General features: G+C 32.3%; 10 protein-coding genes and 1 other RNA gene. 8 read left to right on the top strand and 3 right to left on the bottom strand.

Features of this window, described 5'->3' with window-relative positions:
- The first annotated feature begins 1 nt into the window (after window position 1).
- Together glmS and fumC are read left to right on the top strand one after the other, a co-directional pair.
- Window positions 2-1,798, top strand: a complete 1,797-nt coding sequence (gene glmS, locus SR63_RS06550; RefSeq protein ID WP_147498408.1) for a glutamine--fructose-6-phosphate transaminase (isomerizing) — start codon at window positions 2-4, stop codon at window positions 1,796-1,798.
- Window positions 1,799-1,932: 134 nt separating this feature from the next.
- A complete protein-coding gene (gene fumC / locus SR63_RS06545) occupies window positions 1,933-3,324 on the top strand; it encodes a class II fumarate hydratase (protein ID WP_002877339.1) in 1,392 nt (463 codons plus the stop codon).
- A gap of 29 nt (window positions 3,325-3,353) precedes the next feature.
- Here fumC and SR63_RS06540 read toward each other — a convergent pair whose 3' ends face one another.
- Together SR63_RS06540 and ruvB are read right to left on the bottom strand one after the other, a co-directional pair.
- Window positions 3,354-4,397: an AI-2E family transporter gene (locus SR63_RS06540; protein ID WP_002862038.1), complete on the bottom strand. Its 1,044-nt coding sequence runs from the start codon at window positions 4,395-4,397 to the stop codon at window positions 3,354-3,356.
- A gap of 3 nt (window positions 4,398-4,400) precedes the next feature.
- The gene (gene ruvB, locus SR63_RS06535) at window positions 4,401-5,408 is read right to left on the bottom strand and encodes a Holliday junction branch migration DNA helicase RuvB (protein ID WP_002866780.1); all 1,008 of its coding nucleotides are present in this window, start codon (window positions 5,406-5,408) and stop codon (window positions 4,401-4,403) included.
- A 90-nt stretch (window positions 5,409-5,498) separates the two neighbouring features.
- Here ruvB and SR63_RS06530 point away from each other — a divergent pair, with 90 nt between their 5' ends.
- The 3 genes from SR63_RS06530 to capC all read left to right on the top strand — a co-directional run bounded on the left by SR63_RS06530 (window position 5,499) and on the right by capC (window position 8,729).
- Entirely contained in the window at window positions 5,499-5,909 is a 411-nt protein-coding gene (locus SR63_RS06530) for a hypothetical protein (RefSeq protein WP_002783915.1), read from the top strand.
- Window positions 5,910-6,268: a transfer-messenger RNA gene (gene ssrA / locus SR63_RS06525) on the top strand.
- Window positions 6,269-6,473: 205 nt separating this feature from the next.
- A complete protein-coding gene (capC, locus tag SR63_RS06520; RefSeq protein WP_002866779.1) occupies window positions 6,474-8,729 on the top strand; it encodes an autotransporter adhesin CapC in 2,256 nt (751 codons plus the stop codon).
- 141 nt (window positions 8,730-8,870) lie between these two features.
- Here capC and SR63_RS06515 read toward each other — a convergent pair whose 3' ends face one another.
- Window positions 8,871-10,955: an RNA degradosome polyphosphate kinase gene (locus SR63_RS06515; RefSeq protein ID WP_002860421.1), complete on the bottom strand. Its 2,085-nt coding sequence runs from the start codon at window positions 10,953-10,955 to the stop codon at window positions 8,871-8,873.
- 186 nt (window positions 10,956-11,141) lie between these two features.
- Here SR63_RS06515 and nrfH point away from each other — a divergent pair, with 186 nt between their 5' ends.
- From nrfH to SR63_RS06500, 3 genes are all read left to right on the top strand, one after another.
- Window positions 11,142-11,657 (top strand): cytochrome c nitrite reductase small subunit, encoded by a 516-nt coding sequence (gene nrfH, locus SR63_RS06510; RefSeq protein ID WP_010891930.1) that lies wholly within the window; start codon window positions 11,142-11,144, stop codon window positions 11,655-11,657.
- A gap of 14 nt (window positions 11,658-11,671) precedes the next feature.
- Window positions 11,672-13,504 (top strand): ammonia-forming cytochrome c nitrite reductase subunit c552, encoded by a 1,833-nt coding sequence (locus tag SR63_RS06505; RefSeq protein ID WP_002866777.1) that lies wholly within the window; start codon window positions 11,672-11,674, stop codon window positions 13,502-13,504.
- Window positions 13,505-13,639: 135 nt separating this feature from the next.
- The gene (locus SR63_RS06500) at window positions 13,640-14,194 is read left to right on the top strand and encodes a membrane protein (protein ID WP_002855904.1); all 555 of its coding nucleotides are present in this window, start codon (window positions 13,640-13,642) and stop codon (window positions 14,192-14,194) included.
- The last annotated feature ends 60 nt before the right edge of the window (window positions 14,195-14,254 follow it).

Here is a 14,254-nt window from a genome sequence, read left to right as displayed (position 1 = left end):
AATGTGTGGAATCGTAGGCTATATAGGAAATAATGAAAAAAAACAAATTATACTAAATGGACTTAAAGAATTAGAATATCGTGGCTATGATAGTGCGGGTATGGCAGTGATGCAAGAAGGAGAGCTTAGTTTTTTTAAAGCTGTAGGAAAACTTGAAAATTTGGCGAATAAATGCACGGATTTTGAAAGTCAAGGTTATGGTTTTGCTATAGGTCATACAAGATGGGCAACTCATGGTAAGCCTACTGAAATCAACGCACATCCTCATTTAGGACAGTATTCTTGTGTGATTCACAATGGTATTATAGAAAATTATAAAGAAATCAAAGATAAACTTGAAAAAGAAGGCGTGAGTTTTTTAAGTCAAACGGATACTGAAGTTATTGTCCAGCTTTTTGAATTTTATGCAAGAAATTTGGGAGTTTTTGAAGCTTGGCAAAAAACCATCAAAGAACTTCGCGGTGCTTTTGCTACTTTGTTAGTAACAAAAAAAGATCCCAATCATGTGTATTTTGCAAAAAATGCTGCCCCTTTGATTATCGGTAAAAATGCAAATAAAGAATGGTATTTTTCTTCAGGTGATGCACCTTTGATAGGAAGTTGTGATGAGGTAATGTATCTTGAAGATTTAAGCTTGGGATACGCGAGTAAAGATGAGCTTGTCGTTTATGAAAATGATGTTTTAAAATCACTTTCTTTTTCTAAGCTTTCAGGCGATAAGGCTTATGCAAAAAAAGACGGCTTTCGTTTTTTTATGGAAAAAGAAATTTATGAACAAAGTCGTGTGATGAGTGAAGTGTTAATGGGACGTATTCAAGGCGATGAAGTCGTTTTTGATGAGCTAAATAATGAAGATTTAAGTCAAGTAGATGAAATCACGCTTTGTGCTTGTGGAACAAGCTATCATGCTGCAATGGCAAGTGCTTATTTGTTTGAAAGAATTGCTAAAGTTAAAGCTAAAGTAGAAATTGCAAGTGAATTTCGCTACCGTGAAGCAATTATAAAAAAAGATTCTTTATTTATCGTTATTTCTCAAAGTGGAGAAACAGCAGACACTTTAGAGGCTTTAAAGATTGCAAAAGAGCAGGGCGCTAAGACTTTTGCAATTTGTAATGTGGATAATTCTAATATAGTGCGTTTAGCACACCTAAGTCTTTTAACTCGTGCGGGTATAGAAAAAGGAGTTGCTTCAACTAAAGCTTTTGCCACTCAGGTTTTAACACTTTGGATGCTTGCTATTTTTATGGCACAAAAAAGAAATTTAAATGTTTTTGCTGAAATTAAAGCACTTTTGCATACTCCAAATTGCGTGAGTGTAAAACAGGCTTTACATGAAAAAATTCATCGTTTATCTAAGCGTTATTTAGATGGACATGGCTTTTTCTTTATAGGCAGAGATGTGTTTTATCCTTTGGCTTTAGAAGGAGCTTTGAAACTTAAAGAATTATCTTATCTTCACGCTGAGGGTTATCCTGCAGGAGAGATGAAACATGGCCCTATTGCTTTGGCTGATTCTAAGCTTTATACTATAGCTTTAATGCCAAAGCACATGCTTTATGAAAAAACAAAATCAAATGTTGAAGAGCTTATTGCTAGGGATTCTACAGTGCTTAGCATTTCACCTTTAGAATTTGATTTAAGTGATGATTTTATAAAAACCAATGAGCAAGATCATTATATGTGTGAATTTTTTGAAATGATGATCATTACTCAACTTTTGGCGATGGAAATTTCCATAAGACTTGGTAATGATGTGGATATGCCAAGAAATTTGGCTAAAAGCGTAACAGTCGAATAATCCGTGCAGTTTAAATAAACTGCACATAACTTTCAAATACTTCAAAAAAATATAAATAAATTTTAAATTATAAGCTAACTTTATGCTTATTTTTGTTTAAATAATTCTAACAATATTTCTAGAAAGGAAACACTATGGAATATAGAGTTGAACACGATACTATGGGTGAAGTTAAGGTCCCAAATGACAAATATTGGGGAGCTCAAACTGAAAGAAGTTTTGAAAATTTCAAAATCGGTTGTGAGAAAATGCCAAAGGTTTTAATCTATGCTTTTGCAAATCTTAAAAAATCTTTAGCTTTAGTCAATAACAAACTTGGCAAACTTGATGATGCTAAGAAAAATGCTATAGTTCAAGCTTGCGATGAGATTATCGCAGGTAAATTTGATGATAATTTTCCACTTGCGATTTGGCAAACAGGTTCAGGCACACAAAGTAATATGAATATGAATGAAGTTATTGCAAATCGCGCCACTGAAATCATGGGTGGAGATTTTCGCAAAGAAAAGCTTGTACATCCAAATGATCATGTTAATATGAGTCAAAGTTCAAATGATACTTTTCCAACTGCTATGAGTATCGTTGCGGTTGAGCAAGTAGAGAAAAAGCTTATCCCTGCGCTTGATGAGCTTATTGCAACTTTTGAAAAAAAAGTAAAAGAATTTGATGGTATTATCAAGATAGGACGCACGCATTTACAAGATGCTACGCCACTTACTCTAGCACAAGAATTTAGTGGATATCTTTCTATGCTTTTGCATTCAAAAGAGCAAATCATCGCTTCTTTACCAACTTTAAGAGAACTTGCCATAGGAGGAACTGCAGTAGGAACAGGGCTTAATGCACATCCAGAATTAAGCCAAAAAGTAAGTGAAGAGCTAACTCAACTTATAGGTACGAAATTTGTTTCAAGTCCAAATAAATTTCATGCTTTAACAAGTCATGATGCGATTAATTTTACTCATGGAGCTATGAAAGGTTTGGCTGCAAATTTAATGAAAATTGCAAATGATATAAGATGGTTAGCTTCAGGCCCAAGATGTGGTCTTGGTGAGCTTATCATCCCTGAAAATGAGCCAGGAAGTTCGATTATGCCAGGTAAGGTAAATCCTACCCAGTGCGAAGCTGTTACTATGGTTGCTGTACAAGTGATGGGAAATGATGCAGCTATCGGATTTGCAGCAAGTCAAGGAAATTTTGAACTTAATGTGTTTAAGCCTGTGATTATTTATAATTTCTTGCAAAGTCTTGATTTGTTGGCTGATTCTATGCATTCATTCAATATCCATTGTGCTGTAGGTATAGAACCAAATCGTGCAAAAATCGATCATAATCTTCATAATTCTTTAATGCTAGTTACTGCTCTAAATCCACACATAGGTTATGAAAACGCTGCTAAAGTAGCCAAAAATGCTCATAAAAAAGGTATTTCTTTAAAAGAAAGCGCAATGGAGCTTGGTTTGGTTGGCGAAGAAGATTTCAATAAATTTGTTGATCCTACTAAAATGATAGGCCCAAAAGCCTAGAACATAAAACTTGCCTTTTTTAAGGCAAGTTAAATTAAATTCTTATCTTTTAAAATCACATACATTCTTAAAGTTGATACAAAAAAGGTTAAAATCGCAGGACCTAGTATAATACCCCAAAAACCAAAGGTTGAAATTCCTGCTATCATAGCCAAGAAAATTAAAAGTTCGTTGATTTTGGTAGGGGTTTTTACAAGTTTTTTGTTGATCCATTTGATAATTAAAGGTTTGATTAAAGTATCTGCTATAAAAGAAATTACAATTACAGAATAAATAAAAATAACAAGAGCTGAGTTAAGATTGTTTGAGGCAAATTCATAAAGACTTACAGGCACATAAATTAAAGCTCCTCCTATAGCAGGTATGAGAGAACTTACAGCAAAAATTACTCCCATTAAAATTCCATCATAACCATAAAACATTGTGATTAAACCAAAAAGTGCACCTTGAAATATTGCTACAATTACCATAGAGTAAAGCACAACAGCCATAACATTACCCACTTCGCTTAAAACATCATCGAGTTCTTTTTTATCAATGGGAATGATGGATTTAAGATAGATAACAAGTTCTGTTCCATATAGATTTGCAAAGAAATAAAACACACAAATTAAAACCATATCTATAAGAAATTTAGCTCCTGATTTTGTAAAACTTGAAGCATAACTTAGAATTTGTTTAGAAATGCTATTTAAATCTATAGAAGCTAAAAATTCTTTGATTTTAGGTTCTAAAAAATTAAAGCTTTCAGGCAAAGTAAATTGATAGTTTTTGACATAATCAAGTGTTTGTGTGACTAAATTAATATCAAAATTTTTTAAAGCTTTGGCAAGTTCTATCATAGCATAAACAAAAGGTGCAAAGAAAAGCAAAACCATACAAGTTGTTGTAAGAATGGAAGCTAAAAATTTATGCCCTTTAGTAAGATTTAAAAATTTCGCATTGATATTTGAGGTAGCTACCGCCATTAAACTAGCTATGATAATTACAAGTAAAAAACCTTTAAAAAGGTAAAGCAAAAGAAATAAAATGACTAAAATAAAGCTTATAAGAAAGAATTTTCCATTTTGCAAAATTTACTCCTCAAATAAAGTTTTTTCATAGTTTAGTTTTAAAGCACTATAGCTTTTTGCACTCGCTATACGCCCTTTTGCAGTGCGTTCTATATAGCCATTAGCTAGTAAATAAGGCTCGATTACATCTTCTATGGTATTTTCATCTTCGCTTAAAGCCGCAGCAATACTTGCAAGTCCGATAGGTTTTTGCTTAGCAGCGGTTAAAAGTTCAAGATATCTTAAATCCATCGCATCAAAACCAAGCTCATTAACTCCTAAAGAATTTAAGGCCTCATTAGCTCTTTTTTCTGTGATAATCTCTTCATCATTAACATCAGCAAAATCTCTAACTCTTTTTAAAAGCCTTAGAGCTATTCTAGGAGTTGAACGACTTCTTTTAGCGATCTCAAGTGCGGCTTTTTCTTCACAAGTTTTATTAAGTTTTAAAGCTGCTTTTTGCAAGATTAGGGCAAGTTCGCTATCTTTGTAAAATTCTAATCTAAATTGCATACCAAAACGATCACGTAAAGGATTGCTAAGCATACCTGCACGCGTTGTAGCCCCTATAAGAGTAAATTTTGGTAAATCGATTTTTATAGTTTGAGCAGCTGGGCCACTACCTATAATGATATCAAGGCGGTAATCCTCCATTGCAGGGTAAAGCACTTCTTCGATAGCAGGGCTTAAGCGGTGAATTTCATCGATAAAAAGTATATCTCCTTCGCTAAGATTGGTTAAAATGGCTGCTAAATCTCCGCTTTTTTCTATCATAGGAGCGGCGGTTGTTTTGATATTTGCACCCATTTCATAGGAGATGATATTAGCTAGTGTTGTTTTTCCAAGTCCTGCAGGACCGCTAAAAAGTATATGATCTAAACATTCATTGCGTTTTTTAGCTGCAGCTATAAAGACATTTAAATTTTTTTTAATGCTTTCTTGACCTATATAACCATCAAAATTTGAAGGACGCAACGAAGTTTCGTAAGTTTCATCAAAGGAGTATTTTTCTATTTCTACTATTCTATCCATATCTTTGCTTATATTTTGGAAAAATTAAAATAAGATTTTAGCTAAAATTTGCTAGAATTTACATTAAACTTTAATGATTATGGTTTAAAAATGGGAATTTTAACAAAATTAGAATTAGATTATGAAATTGACGATATAGAAAAATTTTTGCAATTTTTTAGAACCATGTGCGATAGGTTTGAACCTTTAATCATCAAGCTTGGAAGCGATAGTGTGCGTTATAAAGAAGCCATAAAAGAGCTTGAAACTTTAGCACACAATACCGCTTGGGCAGCAAGACGCTTAAATCTTGAAGAAGTGACTGATTTTTGTGTATTTTGTGAAGAGATGATGGCGCAAGCAAATCGCTTTAATGGGCCTGCTAGTGATGAATTTACGGATTGGATGCTTTTGATGAGTGATCAGTTTGAAAAATATTGTCGTTCATATGAAAATGATGATTCTGTTTTAGCGGTTTTTAATCCTTTAATTGTTAATGTTCCAAATATTATTTCTAAATAAGGGAGCGACTTGGCTTCGACAGGAGTAAGTCTGCTTAGATGGCATGTCGCTTTGGGCAAAGCGTAAAAAGCCCAAATAAAATTAAACGCAAACAACGTTAAATTCGCTCCTGCTTACGCAAAAGCTGCGTAAGTTCAGTTGAGCCTGAAATTTAAGTCATACTATCTAGCTTAATTTTCGGTCATTTTTGATAGTGTAGCCTTGCGTTTGACAAGCGTTGAGGTGAAATAAAGTCTTAGCCTTGCTTTTGAGTTTTGGAAGATGAGCGAAGTAGGGTGAAGTAGTCATCTTTGCTAAGCATGTAGAGGTCTTTGTGGGATTATTTTTGGACAGGGGTTCGATTCCCCTCGCTTCCACCATCACGCTAATTTTAAGTAAATCATAAGTTTATTTCAAATTTTTAGAATTTTTTATATGAAGTTAAGATCGATTTATTACCCTTAAAGCTTTGATATATTAGGTTTTATAATTTTTCATTAAAAATTTATAGTTTTATTTTTAAGCTTATTTTTAGGGGGGGGGTATAATTTTTCCTTCAGTTTAAATTTATTGAAGGAGAAACTTATGAAGAAAAATGCTTCGAGCAAGATATTGCTAAGCTTAGGTGTAGCAACTTTGCTTTATTCGGGTGCTTTTGCAGCAGAGATTACTTTTAATGGCGATAGTGATTTAGACAAATATTTTGATATCAATGAAAAAGACAATGTTGCTACTTTTAAAAATGAAAATTATAAAAACAAGCAAGATGTAACTTTTAATATCAGCACTTCAGCTTTTGATGATGCCCCTGAAGATACTAAAATCAACATTGATTTAGGCAATAATTCTTTAACTTTGAAAAACCAAATGGATTATCAAGGCAAAACAGCTGCTTTAGTAAAAAATTTCAATGTAGATGCCAAAGATTTTAAAACTACTGATATAGGACTTAGTTATTTTAATGCAGGAATTATTAATGCTAATTTTACAATGGAAGGTTCAGGTAAAGATTTTGATCTTGGCAATATAGATAAAAATAAAGCTTCATCTTTGTTAATTTTTAATGGTAGCAGAGAAAATACTAACGATACTGTAAATGGCAGCTTAACTGTAAATGGAGACTTTAGCACAACAAATAGTGCTATTGTTTCAATGAAAAGCGATACTTTTAAAGTCAATGGAACAGCAACGCTTAAAGAAGCAGGTCTTGGATTTTTATCTCAATCTTATTCTAATTTAGATGTAAATGATTTTATTGCTTTAAGAGCGAAAGACATAAAAACAGATACACTTAATGAAGACACTAACGCAGGAGCTTTGATTTTAAAAACTGCAAGTTCTTATATAAATGAAAACTTGCTAAATGGCGATGATTATGCTGCTTATCTTGATGTTACAGATGATAAGAAGTATGGAGGTGCCTTTGTGGATTATAAACTTAGCCTTAAAAACTGTGGTGGTGATAAATGCTTAGTGATTAATGGAGGTGCTACTGCAGCGGCTAAAAATTTAACTAATCAAATCGCAGTAGATCTTGAAGCTATCACTAGAATCATAGATGGTTTAGATAATGAGCAAGCCAAAAAAGCCCTACAAGAACAAAAAACTGAACTTGAAAAACTTCAACAAGAAGCTATGCAAAACGGTGGCAAAATCGATGATGAAAAATACATTGATTTAGTAAATAAAAATTCAAATTTAAATCTTAGTGCTAATGATAAAGCTTCTATTCTAGTACTTCGTTCTATCACAGAACAATTAGGAAGTATAGGCGCAGATTTAGCAAGTAGAGAAGGTGTAAAACTAGCCCTACAAATCAAAAAAGACACAGACAATACAGGTAAATCTGTATCTAATTTCAATTCAGCTTCTAGTGCAGTTAATACCACTATGAATATTTCTAATGATGTTTCTATAGGTTCTCGTGTAGCAATGTTAAACAATCCTTTTGGAACTTATGCTTCTAAAATGAATGGCCTTAAATTTGCTGCTTTAGATAGTGATATGAGACCAAGCTATGTAAATGAATATACCAATAGTGTTTGGGCTAATGCTTTTGGTGGTGCTAACATTATCGATGGAGATAGTGGTGCAATGTATGGTGCTACCGTGGGAGTAGATAAACAAGCTAATGATAATGTTTTATGGGGTGCTTATTTTACTTATGCAAATGCTAAAATCAAAGACAATAATCTAGAACAAAAAAGCGATAACTTCCAATTAGGTATGTATTCTACTATCAATATAGCTCCGCAATGGGAACTTAATCTTAAAGCTTATGCTCAAGTTTCTCCAACTAAACAAGACAATGTTCAAGTAGATGGTGCATATAACTCAGATTATACAAGTAAATTCTTAGGACTTAGTGCTAATGCAGGTCGTGTATTTGATCTTAGTGATAATACTTTATTTATTAAACCTTTTGCGGGAGTAAATTATTATTTTAGTTATACTCCATCTCATACAGAAAATGGTGCTATTGCCAAAGATATTGATTCTATGAAAAATAATTCTGTAAGTGTTGAAGTGGGTGCTGAATTTAGAAAATATATGAATGAAAACTCTTATATTTTTGTAACTCCAAAAATAGAACAATTTGTTATCAATAGTGGTGATGATTACACAGCTAACCTAGCTGTAAATAATGCTTTCTTTACTAGTGTAGAAGCTAACAACAAGAAAAAAACATACGGACAAATTATCGTAGGGGGTAATGTAGATTTTACAAATCAACTCAGTATGAATCTTGGCTTTGGTGCTAAACAAATACTAGCAGGTAAAGTAGATAATAAAAATGAAACTTACTTAAGTGGTCAAGTAGGACTTAAATATAAATTTTAATCTTAAAAATCATTTCTAAATCTTTTTATAGTTTAGAAATGATTGTTTATTTCTATGGGAAATCTCCTAGGGCTTTATCTTAAAGCCCTTTTTTATAACAAACAAGTAAATAAGTCTTTAGAGTAAAAACCCTAAAAACTTTTAGTTTTCTTTGAAAAGTTTGGAAGCTAAGTGCGTTGCACGACTTTGATCTGTATCTTTTTTAAGTGTTTTATAAATTTTACTTACATATTCTTCTAAGGTTTGTTGAGAATCTATGATTTTTTCAGAAGAAGGAATTTTTTCATACTCTCCATTGTTTTTAAGCTCGTAAGCTAAAACATTATCACTAAGTTGCAAGCGTAAAAATTGAGCTAATTTAGCTTTACTTCTTTCATCATATATAGGAGTCATAAGTTCTAAGCGACGCTCTAAATTTCTTGGCATCCAATCTGCACTCGATATAAAATAATTTGGCTCACTATGTTTAAAATAAAATACTCTAGCATGTTCTAAGTATTTTCCTATGATGCTTCTAACGCGTATGTTTTTGCTGTATTCTTCATCAGGTTTTAAGCAACAAATTCCGCGTATGATAAGATCGATTTGCACTCCTTCCATACTTGCTTCATAAAGCGCTTGTATGATATCACTATCCACAAGAGAATTCATTTTAGCTACAATCACACCTTCATTTTTCTTGCTTGTTTCAATGCGTATCATTTCTAAAACTTTTTCTTTGATTTGATTTGGGCTCATTGAAAGAGTTTGAAGGCGACGATTTTTACTAAAGCCCGATAAGATGTGAAAAAAGCTTGTCGTATCTCTTGCAAATTCTGCTTTGCTTGTAAAATAACTCACATCAGTATAGATTTTAGCACTGCTTGCATTATAATTTCCTGTGCTTAAATGCATATAAAATTTAAGTTTATCTCCTTGTTTGCGTATGACTTGAGAAACCTTAGCGTGGACTTTAAAACCTGTAATGCCATAAATAACATGAGCTCCGGCATTTTCTAAAGCTTTCGCCCAATGAAGATTATTTTCTTCATCAAAGCGTGCTTTTAATTCTACCATCACAGTTACTTGTTTTCCATCGCTTGCAGCATCAATTAAAGCTTGAACTATATTGGAATTTTTTTCAACTCTATAAAGTGTCATTCTTATGGAAATTACTTCAGGATCTTTGCTTGCTTCTTTGATAAATTTATAAACTGGATCAAAACTTTCAAAAGGTTGTATGATGAGTATATCTTCTTTTTCTACAGCATCAAAAATAGATAAATTCTCATCAAAAGGTGGTAAAGTTTTAGGTGTGTAAAGTGGGCTTAAAAGATGCGTAAAGGTTTTATTTCCTGCGATTTGCCAAAGGCTAGGGAGATTGAGTAAAATAGAATATTCATAAACATCTTTATGAAAAATTTTCATGTGAGTATTAAGAAATTCTACGATTTGTTCATCTGCATCTTTTTGAATTTGTAATCTTACAAAAGCTCCTTTTCTGCGAAGTTTTAAGCCTTGTTCTAAAATCATCATAAAATCATCAGCTTCTTCCTCTTCTATTACCATATCTGCATTTCTAGTCACTCTAAATGCTGCTGAAGCTAAGAGTTTATAGCCTGGAAAAATTTCTTCTGCGTGTTGATGGACTATACTTTCTATAGGAACATAAATATTTGCACTTACTTCATAAAAACGAGGTAAAACTCTTGGAATTCTAATCATTCCAAATTTTACAAGTTCAGGATGCGCTTTATCGCAAATTTTAACCGCTAGTGAAAAAGATAAGTTGTTTAAATGCGGAAAAGGGTGAGTAGCATCAACAGCTATTGGAACAATAACAGGAAAAATATTGGAGAAAAAATACTCATCACATTTTTGTTTTAAATTTTCATCTAAATTTTCATAATGTTTTATGAAAAGATTTTCTTTTTCTAATTCACTTGTGATTTCATTAAAATAACGCTCCAAAAGCTCTTTTTCTTGATGTAAGTATTTGCGTATGGCTTTTAATTGTTGTAACGGGGTCATTTCATCGCTACTGCTTGCATTAACTCCAGCTGAAAAAAGTTGTTTTAAGCCTGCGACGCGTATCATATAAAATTCATCTAAATTGGTGCAATATATAGCTATAAATTTTAATTTTTCTAACAAAGGTAAATTTTTAGAACATTGGTCTAAAACACGAGAATTAAAGCGAAGCCAAGAAAGTTCGCGATTGATAAACATATCAGGACTTGTTTGCATTAATTTTTCCTTTTTTAGTTGTATTTTATCATTTATTTTGAAATTATTGAATAAAAGTTTTAAATTTTTAGGTTAATTAAGAGTAAATATATCTTTAAAATTATATTAAATTCATCTATGTTAGAATCACAAAATTTATTTCTGGGAAATTCTGTGACATTGTTGTTTCATTGAAGATTTTAAGAAATGATAATTTTAAGGAGGAAAATTTTGAAGAAAACTTCGAATCTTTTTACTATTTTTCTTGTTTTGCTTTTTGTTTTCTTTGCGGTTGGCTTTTATACCTTTTATAACGCTAAGGGCACATCTTATTTAAGCAATGCAAGTGAATCTTGTAATAACTGCCATATTATGAATGAAGTTTATAACGAATACATGGCAGGGCCGCACTCTCAAAAAGTCAAAGGCGAACCAAGAGCAACTTGCGTGGATTGCCATTTGCCACATAATTTTGTAGCTAAGTGGATAGCTAAGGCTCAAAGTGGTTTAGGGCATGCTTATGCTTTTACTTTTAAACTTGATGAGTTGCCTACAAATTTGAGTGCGACTGAAAAAAGCAGAAAAATGGTGCAAGAAAACTGCATACGCTGTCATGCAGATTTTGCTCAAACAGCTATCAATGCTACAACAAATCCACATGCAGACAAGTCATTAAATTGTGCTTCTTGTCATAAAGATGTTGGACATAAACACGGAATTTAATAAGGAGAAGATGAATGAAAAAAAATATTTTACGCTTAGGTATTGTCGTTTTGGTTTTACTTATAGCGGGAGTTTTATGGCTAAATAATGATATCAATCAAAAAAAAGAAGATGAAGCAAATAAAAATGCCATTGCAGCAAATGCTGATTTTTCTTTGCTTAGCGATGATGATCCAAATTTTGAAAAATGGGGTAAGGTTTTTCCAGAGCAACTAAAAATGTATTTAACGGTTGAAAAAGAAGAGCCTAAGGCTACTGAATTTGGTGGTAATTTAGCTTATTCAAAATTGATTCGCTTTCCTCAATTAACCATACTTTGGGCAGGATATCCTTTTAGCCTTGATTTCAATGAAGAAAGAGGGCATTTTTGGGTTCAAATAGATCAAATGAAAACAGCAAGAAACAACAAAGATTTTCTTAATGCCCATGGACTTGCTGCTTTTAAAGGTCAACCCGCAGCTTGTATGAATTGTCATAGTGGATGGACTCCATGGCTTATAAAAAATGTTGCTAAAGGAGATTTTACTGCTTTTAACTCTACAAATTATTGGACTATGATTAAAAATATCCCAGCTGTTGATGGTATAGTAGAAAATTCACCTGAACATGCAGGCCCACATGGTGGTAAAAGAATGGGTGTAACTTGTGCAGATTGTCACAATCCAAATGATATGAGTTTAAGACTTACTCGTCCAGCAGCTATTAATGCTTTAGTTTCTAGAGGATATGAAAAAGATCCAGTACAAGGCGTAAAAGCTACAAGAGAAGAAATGAGAACTTTAGTTTGCTCTCAATGCCATGTTGAATACTATTTTAAACCAACAGGGGAAAAAGTAAAAGTAATGGGTGAAACTATTGTAGATGATAGTTCTAAAAAATGGTGGAATGGAACTCAGAAAAATTATGATGAGTATGAATTTTGGAGAGATGGCAATAAAGCTAAAGAGATTGAAACCGATGGTATAGTTTTAACTTTTCCTTGGAGTGAATGGAAAAAAGGACAACCATTTAGAATTGAAATGCTAGATGATTATTATGATAAAGTTCGTGGAGTATTTGGAGCTGATTTTACTCATAAATTAACAGGAGCGCAAATTATTAAAATTCAACATCCAGAAAGTGAACTTTATAGTGGCGGTGTGCATGCTGCAAATGGGGTAAGTTGCGTGGATTGTCATATGCCTTATGTTAGAGAAGGAGCTAAAAAGGTTACTCAACACAATATCACTTCTCCTTTAAGAGATATTAACTCTGCTTGTAAGTCTTGTCATAAACAAAGCGAAGATTATTTAAAAGCTCAAGTGCTTGACATACAAAATAGCGTTGCGCATGATCAAAGAACTGCAGAGTACGCAATTGTTAGTTTGATTATGGATACTAAAAAACTACGCGATGAGCTAGGTAATATGGAAAAATTCCAAAGCGATGGAAAAGCTGATACGAAAAAAATTAGTGAAGAGCTAAAAGAAGTTTTAGAACTTCATCGTAAAGCTCAAATGAGAGCGGATTTTGTTAATGCTGAAAACTCAACTGGTTTCCATAATCCTCGCGAAGCTTCAAGAATGTTATTGCAAGCTGTTGATATGGCAAGAATGGGACAAACTAAACTTGTAGAAATTGCAGCGGCAAATGGAATTAAAGATTTTAAAACTTCAAATTTAGGTTTTGAAGATATTCAAAAATTTAATCCAGGAGAGCTTTATTATAAAGTAGATGTTAATAATCATAAAGCTGGAGAGCGTTACTATGCAGATGAAAAAGATGTTAATGGCAATCCTCCAAAAGAACTTTTAGAGCATGATAAAGAGCTTGCTCCTTATAATTATCAAGTGATTGATAAAAAATAATTCTTAAGCCCTATAATCATAGGGCTTTTTCTTTTCTTTGTTTTAAAAAATATAAACTTTTTATTTAAAATTCACTTTTGCTTCACTTTGTTTTGTCAAAATATCACAAATTTTGATAATCAAAAAGGAGTTAAAATGATCAATAAAAATAAATTGTTTAGACAGGTTCATATCTATCTTAGTTTGTTCTTTTTGCCTTGTGCTTTGCTTTTTGCTTTAACGGGTATAGCATATATTTTTGGTATTAATCAAGATGTGGGCTTAAAAGTTGAGCAATATCAATTGTCAAAAGTTATAGAAAGTGGTAAAGAAAGAGAAGCTTTAATAGAGTATTTAAAAACAAATGGTTTAAAAGTACCATCTAATACAAATATAATTAAAAGCAAAGATAAAGGTATAACAATAGGTGGAACTCATTATAGTGCTAATATAACTCAAAATTCTACTAATGAATACAATATTACCTTAAAAACAAGATCTTTGCTTGGAGATATGATTATGCTTCATAAAGATAAGGGTGCTTGGTATTTTTCTGTGCTTAGCGTAGGTTTTGGTATTACTTTATTTATGCTTTATATTTCAGGGCTTATGATTACTTTGTTTGCAAATAAAAAAGATAGAAGTAAACAATTTGCAGTTCTTGGAGTAGGGGTTGTTGTAACTTTGCTTTTGGCTTATCTTAGCCTTTGATTTTTCCTAGCTTTTTAAGCTAGGTATTATTTATTTTTTTGTATAATCACACTTTACTTT

The sequence above is a fragment of the Campylobacter sp. 2014D-0259 genome (assembly GCF_008000505.1).
Taxonomy (GTDB): domain Bacteria; phylum Campylobacterota; class Campylobacteria; order Campylobacterales; family Campylobacteraceae; genus Campylobacter_D; species Campylobacter_D jejuni.
The sequence above is the reverse complement of the archived record's forward strand: the minus strand, read 5'-3'. Positions and strand labels throughout refer to the sequence as shown.

Excerpts from the sequence above, each read along its gene's own strand:
- SR63_RS06500 (WP_002855904.1), top strand. The coding sequence starts at position 13,640 with ATGATCAATAAAAATAAATTGTTTAGACAGGTTCATATCTATCTTAGT.
- capC (WP_002866779.1), top strand. The coding sequence starts at position 6,474 with ATGAAGAAAAATGCTTCGAGCAAGATATTGCTAAGCTTAGGTGTAGCA.
- fumC (WP_002877339.1), top strand. The coding sequence starts at position 1,933 with ATGGAATATAGAGTTGAACACGATACTATGGGTGAAGTTAAGGTCCCA.
- SR63_RS06530 (WP_002783915.1), top strand. The coding sequence starts at position 5,499 with ATGGGAATTTTAACAAAATTAGAATTAGATTATGAAATTGACGATATA.
- glmS (WP_147498408.1), top strand. The coding sequence starts at position 2 with ATGTGTGGAATCGTAGGCTATATAGGAAATAATGAAAAAAAACAAATT.
- SR63_RS06515 (WP_002860421.1), bottom strand. The coding sequence starts at position 10,955 with ATGCAAACAAGTCCTGATATGTTTATCAATCGCGAACTTTCTTGGCTT.
- SR63_RS06505 (WP_002866777.1), top strand. The coding sequence starts at position 11,672 with ATGAAAAAAAATATTTTACGCTTAGGTATTGTCGTTTTGGTTTTACTT.
- ruvB (WP_002866780.1), bottom strand. The coding sequence starts at position 5,408 with ATGGATAGAATAGTAGAAATAGAAAAATACTCCTTTGATGAAACTTAC.
- nrfH (WP_010891930.1), top strand. The coding sequence starts at position 11,142 with ATGATAATTTTAAGGAGGAAAATTTTGAAGAAAACTTCGAATCTTTTT.